The sequence below is a fragment of the Amycolatopsis sp. cmx-8-4 genome (assembly GCF_046548675.1).
Taxonomy (GTDB): domain Bacteria; phylum Actinomycetota; class Actinomycetes; order Mycobacteriales; family Pseudonocardiaceae; genus Amycolatopsis.
This window is the reverse complement of sequence record NZ_JAEBDZ010000001.1, coordinates 65,619-82,106: the sequence shown is the minus strand read 5'-3', so window position 1 is coordinate 82,106 and position 16,488 is coordinate 65,619. Positions and strand designations below refer to the sequence as shown.

General features: G+C 72.0%; 17 protein-coding genes and 1 other RNA gene. 5 read left to right on the top strand and 13 right to left on the bottom strand.

Going from position 1 to position 16,488, the window contains the following annotated elements; genetic code table 11:
* Positions 1-58 precede the first annotated feature (58 nt).
* The gene (locus ACLJQZ_RS00440) at positions 59-1,363 is read right to left on the bottom strand and encodes a hypothetical protein (RefSeq protein WP_410617927.1); all 1,305 of its coding nucleotides are present in this window, start codon (positions 1,361-1,363) and stop codon (positions 59-61) included.
* Complete coding sequence (locus tag ACLJQZ_RS00435) at positions 1,360-2,379, bottom strand: glycosyltransferase family 2 protein (protein ID WP_410617926.1); 1,020 nt, start codon at positions 2,377-2,379, stop codon at positions 1,360-1,362. The genes ACLJQZ_RS00440 and ACLJQZ_RS00435 overlap by 4 nt, the downstream gene beginning before the upstream one ends.
* An 84-nt stretch (positions 2,380-2,463) precedes the next feature.
* On the opposite strand from ACLJQZ_RS00435, the gene ACLJQZ_RS00430 reads away from it, so the two are divergent.
* Both ACLJQZ_RS00430 and ACLJQZ_RS00425 read left to right on the top strand, forming a co-directional pair.
* Complete coding sequence (locus ACLJQZ_RS00430; protein ID WP_410617925.1) at positions 2,464-3,561, top strand: UDP-N-acetyl glucosamine 2-epimerase; 1,098 nt, start codon at positions 2,464-2,466, stop codon at positions 3,559-3,561.
* A gap of 57 nt (positions 3,562-3,618) precedes the next feature.
* Positions 3,619-4,176, top strand: a complete 558-nt coding sequence (locus tag ACLJQZ_RS00425; RefSeq protein ID WP_410617924.1) for a glucosaminidase domain-containing protein — start codon at positions 3,619-3,621, stop codon at positions 4,174-4,176.
* 244 nt (positions 4,177-4,420) lie between these two features.
* On the opposite strand, the gene recR is transcribed toward ACLJQZ_RS00425, so the two are convergent.
* Together recR and ACLJQZ_RS00415 are read right to left on the bottom strand one after the other, a co-directional pair.
* Complete coding sequence (gene recR / locus ACLJQZ_RS00420) at positions 4,421-5,017, bottom strand: recombination mediator RecR (RefSeq protein WP_247058945.1); 597 nt, start codon at positions 5,015-5,017, stop codon at positions 4,421-4,423.
* Positions 5,018-5,022: 5 nt separating this feature from the next.
* Positions 5,023-5,382 carry a YbaB/EbfC family nucleoid-associated protein gene (locus ACLJQZ_RS00415; protein ID WP_410617923.1) on the bottom strand — a complete coding sequence of 120 codons (360 nt, stop codon included), beginning with the start codon at positions 5,380-5,382 and terminating at the stop codon, positions 5,023-5,025.
* Positions 5,383-5,460: 78 nt separating this feature from the next.
* Between ACLJQZ_RS00415 and ACLJQZ_RS00410 the strand changes: the two genes are divergently transcribed.
* Positions 5,461-6,321 (top strand): N-acetylmuramoyl-L-alanine amidase, encoded by an 861-nt coding sequence (locus ACLJQZ_RS00410; protein WP_410617922.1) that lies wholly within the window; start codon positions 5,461-5,463, stop codon positions 6,319-6,321.
* 82 nt (positions 6,322-6,403) lie between these two features.
* Here ACLJQZ_RS00410 and ACLJQZ_RS00405 read toward each other — a convergent pair whose 3' ends face one another.
* On the bottom strand, positions 6,404-6,541 hold the full coding sequence (locus ACLJQZ_RS00405) for a hypothetical protein (protein ID WP_410617920.1): 138 nt from the start codon (positions 6,539-6,541) through the stop codon (positions 6,404-6,406).
* 49 nt (positions 6,542-6,590) lie between these two features.
* Between ACLJQZ_RS00405 and ACLJQZ_RS00400 the strand changes: the two genes are divergently transcribed.
* Positions 6,591-7,022, top strand: coding sequence for a TIGR03618 family F420-dependent PPOX class oxidoreductase (locus tag ACLJQZ_RS00400; RefSeq protein WP_410617919.1), 432 nt, complete (start codon positions 6,591-6,593; stop codon positions 7,020-7,022).
* Positions 7,023-7,120: 98 nt separating this feature from the next.
* Here ACLJQZ_RS00400 and ACLJQZ_RS00395 read toward each other — a convergent pair whose 3' ends face one another.
* From ACLJQZ_RS00395 to ACLJQZ_RS00385, 3 genes are all read right to left on the bottom strand, one after another.
* A complete protein-coding gene (locus ACLJQZ_RS00395) occupies positions 7,121-9,406 on the bottom strand; it encodes a DNA polymerase III subunit gamma and tau (RefSeq protein WP_410617917.1) in 2,286 nt (761 codons plus the stop codon).
* A gap of 44 nt (positions 9,407-9,450) precedes the next feature.
* On the bottom strand, positions 9,451-10,062 hold the full coding sequence (locus ACLJQZ_RS00390) for an ALF repeat-containing protein (RefSeq protein ID WP_410617916.1): 612 nt from the start codon (positions 10,060-10,062) through the stop codon (positions 9,451-9,453).
* Between the two features lie 147 nt (positions 10,063-10,209).
* Positions 10,210-11,010: an ALF repeat-containing protein gene (locus ACLJQZ_RS00385; RefSeq protein ID WP_410617915.1), complete on the bottom strand. Its 801-nt coding sequence runs from the start codon at positions 11,008-11,010 to the stop codon at positions 10,210-10,212.
* Positions 11,011-11,102: 92 nt separating this feature from the next.
* Here ACLJQZ_RS00385 and ACLJQZ_RS00380 point away from each other — a divergent pair, with 92 nt between their 5' ends.
* Positions 11,103-11,954 (top strand): spermidine synthase, encoded by an 852-nt coding sequence (locus ACLJQZ_RS00380; protein ID WP_410617914.1) that lies wholly within the window; start codon positions 11,103-11,105, stop codon positions 11,952-11,954.
* Positions 11,955-12,220: 266 nt separating this feature from the next.
* On the opposite strand, the gene ffs is transcribed toward ACLJQZ_RS00380, so the two are convergent.
* From ffs to ACLJQZ_RS00355, 5 genes are all read right to left on the bottom strand, one after another.
* Positions 12,221-12,315: signal recognition particle sRNA small type (gene ffs / locus ACLJQZ_RS00375), an RNA gene on the bottom strand.
* A gap of 21 nt (positions 12,316-12,336) precedes the next feature.
* Positions 12,337-12,936, bottom strand: coding sequence for a GTP-binding protein (locus tag ACLJQZ_RS00370; protein ID WP_326945052.1), 600 nt, complete (start codon positions 12,934-12,936; stop codon positions 12,337-12,339).
* Complete coding sequence (locus ACLJQZ_RS00365; protein ID WP_410618566.1) at positions 12,914-13,270, bottom strand: DUF742 domain-containing protein; 357 nt, start codon at positions 13,268-13,270, stop codon at positions 12,914-12,916. The genes ACLJQZ_RS00370 and ACLJQZ_RS00365 overlap by 23 nt, the downstream gene beginning before the upstream one ends.
* Positions 13,270-13,704, bottom strand: coding sequence for a roadblock/LC7 domain-containing protein (locus ACLJQZ_RS00360; protein ID WP_410617913.1), 435 nt, complete (start codon positions 13,702-13,704; stop codon positions 13,270-13,272). The genes ACLJQZ_RS00365 and ACLJQZ_RS00360 overlap by 1 nt, the downstream gene beginning before the upstream one ends.
* On the bottom strand, positions 13,701-16,484 hold the full coding sequence (locus ACLJQZ_RS00355; protein WP_410617912.1) for a nitrate- and nitrite sensing domain-containing protein: 2,784 nt from the start codon (positions 16,482-16,484) through the stop codon (positions 13,701-13,703). Before ACLJQZ_RS00355 ends, ACLJQZ_RS00360 begins: the two co-directional genes overlap by 4 nt.
* Positions 16,485-16,488 lie beyond the last annotated feature (4 nt).

Sequence of the window (16,488 nt, the reverse complement as noted above, 5' to 3'; positions counted from 1 at the left end):
CGGCACTTCACGCCGTTTCCCGTTCTCACCGGCGGGCCCAACGCACCTTACTGGGCCGCTATGAAGACGTTTCACCGGTGTCCGAGGTTGTCACGGTCGTCGATTCCGGTGCGCGCCGGAGAACGAACGCGAGCACCACGGCCAGGCCCAGCGTCGGCGCCACGGCCAGTGCGACGACCGCGCGGAACACGGTGTCGCCTGGTAGGAGCACCAGCAGCAGGGACGCCGTGCCGGTGACCACGGCCCAGGTGAGCAGCACGAGCTTGGCCTGGGTGCGGGCCACGAGCACGGCCGTGAGCAGCTGCATCGGCACCAGCAGCACCGACGACCACACCAGCCCCGCGACCGACCAGCCGTCGATGTCGTAGCGGGGGCCGCTGATGAACCGCACCGCCCACGGCCCGAGCCACATCCCGACCAGGGCGCCGAGCGCGGCGAGGACCAGGGACGCGGCCGCGCCGAGCGCGAGCACGCGGCGCAGCTTGTGGCGGCCTTCGGCGGTGACCGAGAGCCGCACGACGAACGGGACGGCCAGCGACTGCACCGGCCCGATCAGCGTCAGCGGCAGCCGGGCGATGACCAGCGCGGCGAACAGGGCGCCGACGCGGTCGCCGTCGCCGCCCGGGGCCAGCAGGCCGACCAGCGCCGGGTAGCCGGTGATGACCGCGGCCGTCAGGGCCGCGCCGACCAGCAGCATGCCCATCCGGCGGGAGGTGACGCCCCAGCCGTCGCCGTCCACCTGCGGGTCGAGCAGCCGCCGGGCCGGCCGGGCGAACAGCAGCCAGGCGAACGACCCCGCGGCGACCGCGATGGCCAGCGAGACGATGTTGTAGGCGACCGAGACGACCAGCACCCCCAGCACGAGCGCCCGGATCGCCGGTTCGGCCACCACGAGCAGCGAGAACGCCTTCACCTTGTGCTGCCCGATCAGCAGCCCGCGGGTGCCGAACTGGCAGGCGAAGGCGACGCCGCCGGCCAGCACGATCAGGGCCAGCGACCAGTCGCCGTGAAAGAGCTTCGCGTTGACCGGCGGGATCAGCAGGGCGAGGGAGAAGACCGCCGCGACCAGCACGCCGACGGCCACCGCGCGCAGCGCCGGGCGGCCGGCCTTGCCGCCGCCGAGCGCGGCCACCGCCGACTGGCGGGAGAGCTCCTGCTCCAGCGGCGAGAGCGTGCTGCCGAGACCCATCACCAGGCCCCAGAACGTGACGAAGATGGCGTACTCCTGCGGCGGAAGCAGCCGCTGGCAGGCGACGGTGAGGACGTAACCGAGGCCGATCGACACGATCAGCGAGCCGCCGAGGCTGCCCGCGGTCGTGCGGCCGCTGCGGGCGGCGGCCGGAGTCTCCACCTCGGTGCTCATCGGCGCCGGAGCGAGGTCCGCACGGCCATCGCCAGTCCGCGCACGACACCCGCGCCGAAGCCGCCGGCGAACACCGGCAGCAGCTTGGTGACCGCGCGGGCCTCCGGCCCGGTCGCGCCGCACTTCTTCACGACCTCGCCGGCCGCGACCGCGCCGAGCACCCCGGCGGCCAGCGTCGTCTTCGGCTTCTTCGCGGCGAAAGCCAGCCCGAGGACGCCGACGGCGAGCGCGCCGAACAGCGCGTTGCGGGCCGGGCCGGGTGAGCCGATGTAGGAGTCCACATAGGTCGTGCCGCGGAAGTAGGCCTGCTGCGTGAACTTCTTGAAGGAGTCGCGCCCGTTGTAGGTCGCGGAGAGCTCCGGGGCCAGCCAGATCCGCTCGCGCTCGGCGATCCAGCGCAGCATGCGGGTGTCGTCACTGGCGAAGCGGATGTCGTCGAACAGCGACGCGAACGCCGTGACCGAGCCTTCGAGGAGGGCGCGGCGGGCGCAGAAGAACGTCGTCCCCTTCGGGTAGACGTCGAATTCCTCGATGCCGTAGGACATCAGCCGCGGATTCGCGCAGTACTTGCGCCACGGGACCTTGACCAGCCCGGCCATGAAGCCCGCGTACGGGTTGTGCTCGGAGGCGACGTTGATGTGCCCGTTCCAGACCGCGCGCTCGGGGTGGTCCACGAGCTGGTCGCGCAGGAACGTGAGGGTCGGCTCGTCGAGGATGACGCGGCTGTCGAGCAGCGCGATCCACTCGCCGGACGACTTCGCGATGCCCGCGCTGCGGGCCTCGAACCGGCCGCCGTTGGCCTGGCTGAGCACGGTGATGCCGTGGCGTTCGCGCAGCGCGTCGAGCCGGGCCGGCGTGGCGTCGGTGCTGCCGTCGTCGACCACGACGACCTTGATCGGCCAGTTCGCCGCCTCGGCCGAGGCGAGCAGCGCGCCGACACTGCGTTCGATCCAGTCCTGCTCGTTGTAGACCGGGATCACGACGCTGAGCGAGGGGAGGAGCGGGTTCGCACTCACCGGGCCGAGGCTACCCGGCGGCCTCCACGCCGGGTCGGCCAGTATCCTTGCGCCACCGCACCCGACCAGAAATGGGCCTTCACGGTGATTTCCTTCATTCTCGGCACCACCGCGGAACTGATCAAGATCGCGCCCGTCTACCACGGGATCCGCGAGCGCGGGATGCGGCCCAAGATCTGGTTCACCGCGCAGCACGTCGACGAGGTGGCCGACGTCCTGGCCGACCTGGACATGCCGGCGCCCGACGTCTGGCTGGTGCCGGAGGAGAAGGCGCACAACCTCGAGTCGCCGTCGCAGGTGCCGGGCTGGGCCGCGCAGGTCATGCGCACCGCCTGGAGCCGCCGCCACGAGCTGCGCGCCGCCCTGACCGAGGACGGCCGGCCGCCGCTGGTGCTGGTGCACGGCGACACGTTCACCACGCCGTACGGCTCGCTGATCGGGAAGCGGATCCTGAAGTCCCGCGTCGGGCACGTCGAGGCCGGGGCGCGGTCGGGCAGCATCCTGTCGCCGCTGCCCGAGGAGCTCAACCGCAAGATCGCGGCGAAGATCGTCGACATGCACTTCGCGCCGAGCATCCGCGAGGTGAACAACCTGCGCAACGCCCGCGGCGTCGTCGTCGACACCGAGGCGAACACCGCGATCGACGCGATGCGCCTGGCCATCAACCAGCCGCTGGACGTGCCGAACCTGCCGGAGAAGTTCGGCCTGGCCACGCTGCACCGATTCGAGCTGGTCTCGCGCGCGGACAAGTACCGCGAGGTGCTGGAGATCCTGCGCGAGCAGAGCCGCAAGATGCCGATCCTGTACATGGCCGGCGCGCCCGAGCGCGAGAAGATCCGCTCGCTGGGCCTGGACAACCTGTTCGACGACAAGTTCATCGCGCAGCCGAAGATGCGGTACCTGAAGTTCCTGCCGCTGGTCGCGCGCGCCGAGTACGTCGTCACCGACTCGGGTGGTCTCTCGGCGGAGTGCTACTACCTCGGCCTGCCGTGCGCGGTGCACCGCGAGCGCACCGAGACGCCGCAGCACCTCGGCGAGACGGTGGTGCTGACGGAGATGCGCGGCGACAAGCTGCAGAACTTCCTCGACACCTACCAGAACCGCCGCGGTGAGTCCTGGATGGACAAGTACCACCCCTCCGAGATCATCGTGGACACCCTGGCGCAGCTCGGCTACTGCTGACGCCCGTTGGAGTGACGCGGGTCGCCGCGGCCGCGGGGATCGGGCAGCTTTGCCGCCATGATCCACTTCGGACTCGCGGCGGTCCTGCTGGTCGTCCCGCCGATCGACCAGGCCGCTACGCGTGACGCGGCGCTGAGCGCGGGCTACCAGCAGGCGTACGTCGGCGCGGCGGCCCCGATCGCCCTGCGGATCCGCGCCGCGTACGACATCCCGGCGTCGGTCACGGTGGCCCAGTCGATCCTGGAGTCGAACTGGGGCCGCAGCAAGCTGTCGACGGCCGAGCTGAACTACTTCGGCTTCAAGTGCGTCCGGCCGACGAGCCCGGGTCCGATCGCGCTGCGGTGCGCGCGCTACCAGACGTCCGAATGCGTTCCGGCGCCGTGCCATCCCGTCGACGCGTTTTTCCGCTCGTACGCGTCGGCCGACGACTCGTTCCGCGACTACGGGCGCCTGTTGACGACTTCGCCGAATTACGCGGCGGCGTTGCCGGTGCGCGAAGACCCGGACACGTTCATCCGGGCGGTGGCGCGGAAGTACGCCACCGACCCGGAGTACGCGAACAAGGTGATCCGGCTGATGGACCTCTACGACCTGCGCCGCTTCGACGCCCGCTAGAGCACCCGGCGGCCCCCGGACACCGCGGGAACGGCCAACACACTGACCGGAGTGGCCAACACGCCGACGATCCCGCACGGCCGCCGACCCTAGGCGCCGTGTTGGCCACTCCCGTCGCCGTGTTGGCCACTCCCGTCGCCGTGTTGGCCGTTCGGTCGCCGTGTTGGCCGTTCCGGCGGGAGTGCGGCACCGGTTTATGCGCGCGGCGGGTTCCGGATGCCGGCGCTGGGACCGGGGCCGGCGTTCAGAGGACCCGGCGGCCCGAGAGCGCGCGGCCCAGGGTCAGCTCGTCCGCGAACTCCAGGTCACCGCCCATCGGCAGGCCCGACGCCAGCCGCGTCACGCTCAACCCCGGGAAGTCGCGCAGCATGCGGACCAGGTACGTCGCCGTCGCTTCGCCCTCGGTGTTGGGGTCCGTCGCGATGATGATCTCGGTGATGTCCGCCTCGCCGATGCGCTTGAGCAGCTCGCGCATCCGCAGCTGCTCCGGGCCGATGCCCGACAACGGGTCCAGCGCGCCGCCCAGGACGTGGTAGCGGCCCTTGAACTCGCGCGTGCGCTCGACCGCCAGGACGTCCTTCGGCTCCTCGACCACGCAGATGACCGTGAGGTCGCGGCGCTCGTCGCGGCAGATGCGGCACCGCTGCTGCTCGGAGACGTTGCCGCAGACCTCGCAGAACTGCACGCCCTCCTTGACCTTGCCGAGGACGTCCTGCAGCCGGGAGATGTCCACCGGGTCCGCGGCCAGCAAGTGGAACGCGATCCGCTGGGCGCTCTTCGGCCCGACCCCGGGCAACCGCCCGAGCTCGTCGATCAGGTCCTGGACGACACCTTCGTACAAGTTCGTCAGCCGCCGAAGCCGAGGGCGCCGAGGTCCGGCATGCCGCCACCGCCGCCGAGGCCGCCGGCCAGCGGGCCGAGCTTCTGCTCGGTGAGCTTCTGCGCGCTCGCCGACGCGTCGCGGACCGCCGCCACGATCAGGTCGGACAGGGTCTCGACGTCGTCCGGGTCGACGACCTTCGGGTCGATCTGGAGGTTCTTGAGCTGGCTGTCACCGGACACGGTCGCGGTGACCAGCCCGCCGCCGGCACTGCCGGTGACCTCGGTGTTGGCGAGCTCCTCCTGCGCCTCGACGAGCTTCTGCTGCATCTGCTGGGCCTGCTGCATCAGCTGGGAAATGTCGAAGCCGCCGCCGGGTTGCACCATGATCGCACTCGGTCCTCTCTGCACGCCTGTGTCACCACCAGGGTAGTCGCGCCACGGGCGGGCCCGGGTTGTGGCACCGTGGTCGCCGTGCGACGCGCGATTGCTCCCCTCCTGCTGGCCGGTGCCCTGCTGCTCACCGGCTGCGAAGAAGACACCCCGACGGCTCCCGCGCCCGCTCCCGTCGTCACCCGGACGGTGACGCCCACGCCGACGACCGTCACGCCTTCGCCGGTCGTGCCGCCCGCGCCGCCCTCTTCGGCGGCCGCGCCACCGGTCGCTCCGGTCGCTTCGGGCAAGGTCGTCGTGCTCGATCCGGGGCACAACGGCGGCAACGGCTCGCACAGCGCGGAGATCAACCGGCTCGTGCCCGCGGGGCGCGGGCAGACCAAGCCGTGCAACACCACCGGGACGTCGACCAACGCCGGCTACCCCGAGCACGCGTTCACCTGGGACGTCTCCCAGCGGGTCGGGGAAGCGCTGTCGGCCAAGGGAATCCGCGTCGTCTACACGCGACAGAACGACACCGGCGTCGGCCCGTGCGTCGACAAGCGGGCCGCGGCCGGCAACGACGCGAACGCCGACGCCGTCGTCTCGATCCACGCCGACGGCTCGAACGCGCCCGGAGCGTCCGGCTTCCACGTCGCCTACTCGTCGCCGCCGCTGAACGCGGCGCAGGGCGCGCCGTCGACGCGGCTGGCCCAGACGTTGCGCGACACGATGCGCACCGGCGGCTTCAGCGTGTCGAACTACATCGGCGGCAACGGCCTTTCGGCGCGCGCGGACCTCGGTGGCCTGAACCTCTCGACGCGGCCGATCGCGCTCGTCGAGTGCGGGAACATGCGCAACGCGGCCGAAGCGGCCCGGATGTCGAGCGCCGAGGGGCGGCAGCAGTTCGCGTCCGCCATCGCGGCGGCGATCGAGGCCTACCTGGCCTCGTGAGCCGCGGTGACGGCCTCGCCGTGCAGGGTCGCCCACTGGGTGAGGACGCCGATCGGCTCGACGAGCGTCTGCCCGAGGTCGGTCAGGCTGTAGTCGACGAGCTCGCCGTGCCGCCGCTGAGCGCGAACACCACGACGACGGCCCGCTTGTCGGCGATGATCTCGATCGCCGGCCGGGCCGGGCAGTCCGCGAGGAAGACGTCGCCGGAGAAGTCACCCATGGGAACCAAGGTACCGAGGAGTACCTGTCGGGTTCCTAGTCTCGAGGGTATGGAACTCCCCGAAAGCAGCCACCGGCTGTTCGAGCGGCCCTTCAACGCGGTGCTGACCACGATCAACCCGGACGGCTCCCCGCAGACGTCGATGGTCTGGGCCAGCCGCGAGGGCGAAGAGATCGTGATGGGCATGGAAGGCCGCCGGCCCAAGGTGCGCAACATCCGCGCCGACCCGCGCGTGACGGTCCTGATCGAGGACCACGACGGCCACGATTCCCGTGGGTTGCCGCAGTACCTGCTGGTCCGCGGCACGGCGTCGATCGTCGGCCCGGACATCGCCGACGAGTTCACGGCGCTGATGGACCGCCAGGCCCAGCGCTACCTCGGCGTCCCGAAGTACCTGCTGGGCAACCAGGGCTCGCCGACCGCGGTGATCGTCCGGATCAGGGCGGACCGGGTCACGGGCATCGGCCCCTGGGCCTCCTAACACCCGTACCCAGCGGGGCCGTAAAGCCGTGAAGGCCTCCTTACCGGCTCTCATGGCCGGTAAGGAGGCCTTCACGGACCTTGGTCGTCAGGGGTCCGTCAGTCCAGGGGGCGGGCGCCGAGGTGGTCCGAGATGAGCTTGCGGGCCAGCTCGTCCGGGTCCTGGTCCGGCGGGGGCGGGGGTGGCGGCGGGGCCGGGCTGGCGTCCTCGTTGTAGAGGTCGTCGTCGTCCTCGTCGGAGGGTTCCGGGGGCAGCGGGATGTCCGGCTCGGCCGTCGTGACCTTGGGGCGCACCGGCTGGGCCGGGGCGGCGGGTGGGGCCGCTGGGCGGGCGGGCGCGGCCGGCGGGGCCGGGGCCGCCGCGGGGGCGGCCGCCGACTGACGGGTGAACGACTGCTTCGGCGCGGGCGCCGCCTGCTGGGCGCGGGCCGCGGGTGCGGCCGACGGGGCGTTGCCGTGGACGCAGCGGACCTGCCAGTCACCGCCGAGGACCTCGGTCAGCGCGCCGGCGATCTTGCGGGCGTTGTCCTGGTCGGACAGCCGGCGGGCCAGCGGCTCGGACTTGTGGGTCAACGTGACGGCGCTGCCCTCGACAGTCGCCACCGTGGCCTGCGTGAGCATCGCCTCGAGGCTGCGGCCGCCGGTGAACTTGCGCAGCGACGTCATCAGCTGCGGCCAGATGTTCCGGAGCCCGGCGGCGTCCAGCGCGCCGGGCGCCGCGGGCGCGGCGGCGACCACCGGCTCGGGCTCGGCGGCCGGGGCGGGTGGGTCCCCGCCCGGCGTCCGGGTCGCGCCCCAGCCGCTGTTGTCGCTGGGTACGGCGGCGGCCGCCGCCGGCTGCGCGGGGATCCCGCCGCCCGGGGTGCGAGGTGTGCCCCAGCCACCGTCCGCGGACGCCGATGTGGAGGCAGGCTGGGCCGCACCGGCCGGCGCAGCAGCGGGCTGCGCGGGACCAGCCGCCGGGGCGGCAGCCGCAGGAGCGGGCTGAGCCGGCGCAGCTGCGGGTTGCGCGGGACGAGCCACCGCCGGAGCGGGCTGAGCCGGAGCGGCCGCCGCGGAAGCGGGACTGGCCGGCGGATTCGGTTCGGCCGTGGGCGGCTCCGGGATCGCCACCGGCGCCGGGCCGGCCGACGCCGGGCGCTGCGACGGCCGCGAGAACTCCTTCTCCGGCGCGGCTCGCATCGGCGGCTCGACGCCACCCTCGGCGGGCGCGCCACCGCCGGCGACCACCGTCGCGCGGCGTTCCAGCCGCTCGATCCGCGCCAGCAACGCCTTTTCCGCGTCGGTGACCGACGGCAGCAGCATCCGCGCGCACAGCAGCTCGAGCACGAGCCGGGCGGACGTCGCGCCGCGCATCTCCAAGAGTCCATTGTGGACGATGTCGGCGTACCGCGAAAGCGTGCCGAGGCCGAGGCGTTCGGCCTGGCCGACCATCCGCGCCAGTTCCTCTTCGGGCGCGGACACCAGGCCACCCGCGGACTCCGGGACCGCGCGCAGCAGCACCAGGTCGCGCAGCCGGTCGAGCAAGTCGGTCGCGAACCGGCGCGGGTCGTGCCCGGCTTCGGCGACCTTCTCGACGGTGCCGAACACCGTGCCGGCGTCGTCGGTCGAGAGCGCGTCGACCATGTCGTCGATCAGCGCGACGTCGGTGACGCCCAGCAGCGACACCGCGCGGCTGTAGTTGATCCCGTCGGGCCCGGCGCCGGCGAGCAGCTGGTCGAGCACCGACTGCGTGTCACGCGCCGAACCACCCCCGGCCCGGATGACCAGCGGGTACACCGCGGGCTCGACCTCGACGCCCTCGGATGCGACGTTGCTTTCCAGCAGCGTGCGCATCGCGCCGGGCGGGATCAGCCGGAACGGGTAGTGGTGCGTGCGCGAGCGGATGGTGGTGAGCACCTTGTCCGGCTCGGTGGTCGCGAAGATGAAGATGACGTGCTCGGGCGGCTCTTCCACGATCTTCAGCAGGGCGTTGAAGCCCTGCGTGGTGACCATGTGCGCCTCGTCGATGATGAACACGCGGTAGCGCGACTCGGCGGGCGCGTAGAACGCCTTGTCCCGCAGCTCACGGGCGTCGTCGACACCACCGTGGCTGGCCGCGTCGAGCTCCGTGACGTCGACGCTGCCCGAACCCTCCGGCGCGAGCGCCTTGCAGGAGCTGCACTCGCCGCACGGGTCCGGTGTCGGGCCCTTCACGCAGTTCAGCGAGCGCGCCATGATGCGCGCGCTCGACGTCTTGCCGCAGCCGCGCGGGCCGGAGAAGAGGTAGGCGTGGTTGATCCGCCCGGCGGCCAACGCCGTGCGGAGGGGTTCGGTCACATGCTCCTGCCCGACGACCTCGGCGAAGGTTGCCGGACGGTACTTGCGGTACAGCGCTAGAGCCACGCCGCGAGACTACCGGGCAGGTCCGACAACCTTCGCCGTGCGGGTCAGGCCAGGGCAGCGGCCTCGGCGACCAGGGCGTTCACCTTGGCGACGTGCTGCGCCGTGACCGCGTCACGCGCCCGCGCCTTGAGCAGTTCGCCGTCCAGATACGCCTGCAGGGCCGAGTCGGGACCGTCGAGCACACCCTGCGCGACGGCGACGACCTCGGGCCCTTCCGACAGCGTCCGGGTGGCGTACACCGACAGGTCGATCAGGTGCGTGACGTACTGGCCGTGCGCCAGGAACTCGCGGACGTCGGCGACGGTGCCGTCGAGGGCCTTCTGGGCCGCCGGCTTCGTCGACGGGCCGCCGGCCGCCAGGATCTGGTTGACCTCGACGCGGTCGTCGGTGTCGCGGCCGGGGTAGTCGCCGGTGCGCAGCAGCGCGGCGACGCCGGCGTACGGGCCCGCGAGCGCGTCCCGAGCGGCCTGGCGCAGGCCCGGACGGGCCTTCGGGTCCGCCGCGATCGCCGCGACGGCCACCCGGTCGTCGGACTCCTGCGCGACGGCGAGCCCGCGGTGCACGAAGGTGACGACGTCGTCGTCGGAACCGCTCAGCGCGGCGCGGGCGGCGTCCTTGACCGCGGCCCCGCCGTTGCGCAGCAGGTAGACCGACACGCGACGGCCGTTCGGCACCGTCAGGGCCGGGTCGGCCGCGTCGGCCAGCAGCTTGTCGTTGTCGGTCTTGGCCTGCGCGGCGCGGGCCGCGGCCTCCTTGGCCTGCTGCTGCGCGGCGCCCTCGGCGCCCGCCGCGGCCTGGCCGTCCTACTGGTTCTTGCTCTGCTGGGCGGCGAGCCGGTCGGCGTTCGCCTTCCGCGCGTCCGACGCGAGCTTCGCGGCCTGGTTCGCCGCGATCTGGACCGCGACGCCGTTGTGCCGGGCCTTGGCCGCCTTCGCGCCGTCGACCTGGCCCTGGACCGCGGTGAGCTCGGCGTCGCCGGCCGCGGCGACCTGCTTCCAGAGGGCCAGGAAGTAGCGGACGTCGGCCGGGTCGCCGTCGAGGGCCGTCTGCGCGGCGGCCTTCACCTCGGGCCCGCCCGCGGCCAGCGCCTGGTTCGTGGTGATCCGGTCGTCGGTGTCCCTGGCCTGCTGAAGGCCGGTTTCGAGGAAGGCGCGGACGTCGGCGGGCGTGCCGTCGAGGGCCCGCTGGGCGGCGGCGTTCACGGTCGGGCCGCCGGTGCTCATGGCCTGGCCGACGGCGATCCGGTCGTCGGCCACCCGGGCCTGGGCCAGGCCGGTGGCCAGGAACGCGCGGACGTCGTCGATGGCGCCGCTGAGCGCCTGCTGGGCGGCGCGCTTGGTGGCCGGGCCGCCGGTCGTCAGGGCCTGGGCGACCAGGACCCGGTCGTCGTCGTCCTTGGCCTGGTACCGGCCGGTGGCCAGGAAGGCCTGCAGCTCGGCCGGCGAGCCGAGCAACGCCGTTTCGGCGCCCCGGGCCACGCCGGGGCCGCCGGTCTCCAGCAGCAAGACGGCCTGCGCCCGGTCGGGCAGGACGTCCGCCGAAGCAGGCGTCGCCAGCACGCCGACGGCCAAGGCCGCGGCCGCGGCAACGAAAGTTACGTTCACACGCAAGGTGATCCCCCTCGGATCGTCGATCTTCCGCTCCCCTATCGCCGGTAAAGCAGGAATGTTTCCGACCCCGGCTAGGCTCCGGTTCCGTGAGCCGAACAAGCAGGCAGGCACCGATCCCGGGCCAGTACCCGGTGCGGTTCGGGGCGGCGGAGCTCCAGCGCTTCGCCGACCGCGGCAACGCATGGCTGCTGTCAGTGGGCGGAGTAGCCCAGTCGTACGTGGACCTGGACGACCCGACCCACCTGGAGTTCGACTACGTACGCCGCTTCGGCGACGTAGTGGACCTACTCCCACCAGGCCCGATAGAGGCCCTACACATAGGCGGCGCGGCCTGCACCCTCCCGCGCTACATAGCGGCAAAGCGCCCGGGCTCCCGCCAGCTGGTCTTCGACGCAGACCCCGAACTGGTAGAAGTAGTACGCACCCAGCTAGGCCTAAAAATCCCGGGCTTAAGAGTCCGAATAACGGACGGCCGCGAAGGCCTGACAACCCGCAGAGAAAACACAGCAGACCTGGTAGTGGTAGACGCATTCGAGCAAGCAACCCTGGCCGGCGGCCTGGCCACCCTGGAGTCAGTACGCTCGATAGAGCAAATCCTCCGCCCCACAGGCACCTACCTGGCAAACATCACAGACGGAGCAGGCCTCCCCTTCGCCCGCCGCTTCCTGGCCACCCTGAAAGAGGTATTCCCCCAGGTAGTACTACTGGCGGACCCAGGAGTACTAAGAGGCCGCCGCTTCGGAAACCTGGTGTTCGCAGCATCGGCAACAGGCATCCCAACAGCGGCCCTAGCAGCCCGAACAGCCTCAGCAGCCTTCCCAGCAAGATGCGTAGAGGGCACAGAACTAACCAAACTGGCAGGCAAGGCAAAGCCAATAACAGACGAAGACAAACCCCCACCCCCAAGGCCACCAAAAGACATCCTGGGCGTGTTCTGAGGTCGTGAGTGTTTAGGGCGGTTAGAACCGCCCTAAACACTCACGACCAGCCACGGCAGACCACCAGGGCCACAAGGAGGGCACGGCAGCGCACGCAGGTCACGGGGAAGGCCACGGCAGAGCTGCCAGGCCGCGAGGAAGGCCACGGCAGCGCTCCCAGGTCACGAGCGGGGCACCGTGGGGGTCCGGGGGCTCGGCCCCCGGGTGAAAGAACGAAGTGAAGGCCCCCGGCGAAGGGGCGAAGCCCCGAAGCAGGGAGGCCGAAACGAAGGGGACCCCGCGCACCCGTCAGAGCCTGCTTATCCTTGCTGCCTTCCGGCCCTGGGGAAGTTCACAGGATGGACGCCGCGCGGGGTCCGTGGTCAAGTGTAGCGGGTCTCGTTCAGGCCCCCGCACCAGCCTGCGCTCGGGCCCGTTTGAACGTGTTGTGCAGGACCGCCAGCAGCGCGTCGCGCACCGACAGCTTCTGGCGCGCGTCGAACGTGATCAGCGGGACGTCCTCGCTCACCGCCAGTGCCCAGCGGATGTCGTCCAGGTTGTGGCCCAGCGCGCCGTCGAACATGTTGACCGCGACCACGAACGGGAGCCCGGCGTTCTCGAAGTAGTCGACCGCCGGGTAGCAGTCGTCCATCCGGCGGGTGTCCACGATGACCAGCGCACCCAGCGCGCCGTGGACCAGGTCCTGCCACATGAAGCCGAAGCGGTCCTGGCCGGGCGTGCCGAACAGGTACAGCTTGACCTCGTCGTCGATCGTGATGCAGCCGAAGTCGAGGGCGACCGTCGTCGTGGTCTTCGCCGGGACGTGGCCCGTGCGGTCGACGTTCGCCGCGACCGACGTGATCGCCGCCTCGGTCGTCAGGGGCTTGATCTCGGAGATGGACGACACCGCCGTCGTCTTGCCAACGCCGAAGCCGCCCGCGATGACGATCTTGACCGGCGCCGGCGGGCGCGCGGCCGGTTCAGTGAATGGCTTCGAGTCCACGAATGACCCTTTCGATCATGCCGAGGTCGTGCGAGTTGTGGTTCCCCGGCCGGCGGACGACGACGTAGCCCTGCTCGGCGAGGTCGGCCACCAGCACGCGCGCGACGCCGATGTGCAGGCCGAGCAGGGCGGCCACTTCGGCGACCGACACCGTGCTGCGGCAGAGGGAAACGATTTCCTGGCGTTCGAAGGTGAGCTTCGGGTGCGACGCCGCGCCGAGGCGTGACGTCATGACCTGCGCCTCGATCTCGAGGCTCTGGTCGACCGGCTGCGCTCGCCCCGAGGTCATCAGGTAGGGCCGCAGCAGCGAGATGTCCGGGTCGTCGTCGGCCATCACGAACCTACGGTGTTCTTGAGCTCCTCGATCAGCCCGGGCGTGAGGACTTCGGTGGCGCGGTTGGCGAACATCGCCATCTCGTAGGCGATCGTGCCGAGGCTCGCCTGCTTGTTGGCGAGGACGCCGAGCGAGCAGCCGATGCTGATGGTGCAGACCAGCAGGTAACCGTGCTCCAGCTCGATGATCACCTTGTCGGGCGCGCCGAGCGGGTGGCTTTCGGAGACGCCGTGGGCGAGGCCGAGCATGGCGGACGAGATCGCGGCGAGGCGGTCGGCGTTGGAGCGCTCGAGCTCCGAGGACACCGCGATCAGCAAGCCGTCGGCCGAGACCGCGATGGCGGCGATCGCGCCCGCGGTGTGCTGCGCGAAGCGGCTCACCAGCCAGTTGAAGTTCTGGGCTTCGACGCTGACACCAGCTGCGGGGATGCTCATTTCCTGCTCTCTTCTTCTCGTTCCATCACACGACCGGCGACCACGCCTGGCGGCGGGGTGTCTGCCGTAAGCACGTCCGCCTTGGCCAGGCCGGCGGCGAACGAGTCGAACGCCGCGCGCTCGGCCGCCGGGTCCCGCTTGGCGCGGTTCACGACGGGCCGGGCGATCGGCCGGCCCGCGGCCTCCTGCTTGCGGAGGCCGGGGGCGAGCTGGGCGCCGGGCACGCGCCGGGTCAGGCCGTCCCGCGAGATCGGGGCGGTGACCGGCGGCGGGGCGACGGCGGCCGAGAGCGCGATCCGGTCGGTTCCGGAGACGCGCACCGGAAGCGGCGGAGTCGCCGCCACGGGTTCGGTCACGACGGTGGGCGGCGGATCGGCCGGCGTGGCACCGGCCTCGACGTCCACGGCGGCCTTGGCGAACGCCTCCTGGAAGCCGTCCATGGCGACCCTGGTGGCCTCCGGGTCGTGGCGCGGCTTGTCGTCGACGACCGTGGCGGTCGTGCCCGGGCTGGGCAGCTGCGCACCGCGGACGCGACGGCGCAGGCCGCCACGGGACTCGGTTTCAGGTTCTTCGGCGACGTCGGAAGCGACGGCGGGAGCGGGTTCGGCGGGTTCGGCGTCCGGCCACACCGGCGCCAGCTGGTCGAACCAGCGGAACCCGTTGGCGTGGACGGTGCCGAGCAGGGCCGGGATCGCCGGCGACGGCAGTTCCTTCTGGCGCTCCGGCTCCGCGGGACGGAACATGTCCAAAGTGGACTTCGAGCGCGGCGCCGGGGCCGGGGCGGCGTGCCGGGGTTTCGGCGTGGCCACCGGGGGTGCCGCCTGCGCCGGGATCGCCGGCGCGCGTTCGGCCTTCGGGAGCAGCCCGGTGCGGTGGTCGAACAGCGACGGCGGGACCGTCAGCCGCGCGGTCACGCCGCCGGTCGTCGGCGTCGCGAGCAGTTCGACGCCCAGCTCGTGGCGCCGCGCGAGGCGGCCGACCACGAACAGGCCGAGCACACTGGTCGGCGCGAGCTCGAGGCGTTCGCGCTCGACGAGCCGCTTGTTCTCCTGCGCCATCTTCTCGGCGGTCATGCCGATGCCGTGGTCGACGATGCTCACCAGGCAGGAGCCGTCGGTGAGGAACATCGTGTCCACCTCGACCATCGAGCCCGGCGGCGAGAACGACGTCGCGTTCTCCAGCAGCTCGGCGAAGACCAGCACCAGGTCGGCGCCCAGCGCCGAGGACAGCAGGATCTCCGCGACGACGCCGAGCTTGACGCGCTGGTAGTCCTCGATCTCGGCCAGCGCGGACCGCAGGGCGGTGGCCAGCTCGATCGGGCCGGCGATGCGGGCCTCGTCGCGGGTGCCGGAGACGACGAGCAGGTTGTCGGCGTTGCGGCGCAGGCGGGTGGAGAGGTGGTCGAGCCGGTAGAGGCTGGCCAGCAGGCGGGTGTCCTGCTCGTTGCGCTCGACCTCGTCGATCAGCGCGAGCTGGCGGCCGACGAGGTTCTGCGTGCGCTTCGCGACGTTCGCGAACATCAGGCTGGTGTTGCGCCGGGTGAGCGCCTGCCGCTCGACCAGCTCGGCGGCGGTCGTCTGGACCCGGTTGAACGCCGCGGCGAGCTTGCCGAGCTCGTCGTCGGAGGTGACGTCGATGGTGGCCAGCCGCGGCACCTGCTCCTCGGCCTCCTCGGTGTCGGTCACGCGGACGAGCTCGGTGCCGGCGAGGTCGGCGACCGACGTCGCCGCCGTGGTCAGCCGCCGCAGCGGCCGGGCGATCGAGCGGGACACCGCGACGGCGAGGAAGGCGACCAGCAGGAACAGCGCGGCGGCGCCGATGCCGACCGTCCAGGCCAGCCGGGTCGCGTCGTCGGCCCGTCCGGTCGCCGCGTCGGCGATCTCGCCGGTGACCCGCTCCTGGACGAGCTTCCGTTGTCCCGCCTGGGTTTCCGCCGCGCCGAGGACGTCGGTGACGTACTGGCCGGTGGCCGCCGCGTCACGCGGGTTGTCGATCCGGGCGGCGAGGTCTTCGATGCGGCGGCCGGCCTCGCTCTGCTCGACGTTGACGACCAGCGCGGCCTGCTCGCTGTCGGACGCGTCGTCGGCCTGCTGGACGAACCGGTCGGTGAAGATCGGCGCCTGCTGGGTCGCGTCGTCCAGGATGGACTTGCCGGAGTCCGGCGCGACCGCCGTCACGATCAACGCCATGCCGCGCAACGAGTTCTCCTCGTTCGCGCGCAGCAGCGCTTCGAGGGCGGTCAGCTCGCGGGTGCCCTCGGCGTCGCTGGTCAGCTGCGGCACCAGCCGCAGCGAGTCGATGACCGCGCCGATCACGGCGTGGTAGGTGCGGGCGACGCTGTCGAGCGCGACCCCGCGGCGTTCGGCGTTCTGCCGCAGCTCGTTCAGCGAGCCGATCCGGGTCAGCGCCGCCGACAGCTCGTCCGGCGCGTCCGCGCCGAGCGAGGACCGCACGTCCTCGACCGCGGCGTCGACCGCCCGGCGCTGTTTCGTCATCTCGTCCGGCGACATCGACGGCGTCGCGACGAACGCGCCGGTCAGCAGCCGCTCCCGCTGCAGCTGCCAGACCAGGCCGCCGAGCTGCTGGGTGTGCCGCGCCACGGTCGCCGACTGCGTGGCCGCCGTCGCGCTGTTCGCCTGGGTCAGCACGAACGGCACCGAAACCAGGACCACCGCGACCAGCGGCGGCAGGAGCAGCAGGTTCAGCTTGCCGCGAATGCCGAGCCGCGCGAGGATTCCCCCGCCGCCCGCCCGTTTCGCGGTCGACCTGCCGTGCCTCATCCCG

Coding starts and splice junctions, on each gene's coding strand:
- ACLJQZ_RS00405 (WP_410617920.1), bottom strand. CDS start 6,541: ATGGGTGACTTCTCCGGCGACGTCTTCCTCGCGGACTGCCCGGCCCGG.
- ACLJQZ_RS00355 (WP_410617912.1), bottom strand. CDS start 16,484: ATGAGGCACGGCAGGTCGACCGCGAAACGGGCGGGCGGCGGGGGAATC.
- ACLJQZ_RS00365 (WP_410618566.1), bottom strand. CDS start 13,270: ATGGCCGACGACGACCCGGACATCTCGCTGCTGCGGCCCTACCTGATG.
- ACLJQZ_RS00360 (WP_410617913.1), bottom strand. CDS start 13,704: ATGAGCATCCCCGCAGCTGGTGTCAGCGTCGAAGCCCAGAACTTCAAC.
- ACLJQZ_RS00440 (WP_410617927.1), bottom strand. CDS start 1,363: ATGAGCACCGAGGTGGAGACTCCGGCCGCCGCCCGCAGCGGCCGCACG.
- ACLJQZ_RS00400 (WP_410617919.1), top strand. CDS start 6,591: ATGGAACTCCCCGAAAGCAGCCACCGGCTGTTCGAGCGGCCCTTCAAC.
- ACLJQZ_RS00415 (WP_410617923.1), bottom strand. CDS start 5,382: ATGGTGCAACCCGGCGGCGGCTTCGACATTTCCCAGCTGATGCAGCAG.
- ACLJQZ_RS00425 (WP_410617924.1), top strand. CDS start 3,619: ATGATCCACTTCGGACTCGCGGCGGTCCTGCTGGTCGTCCCGCCGATC.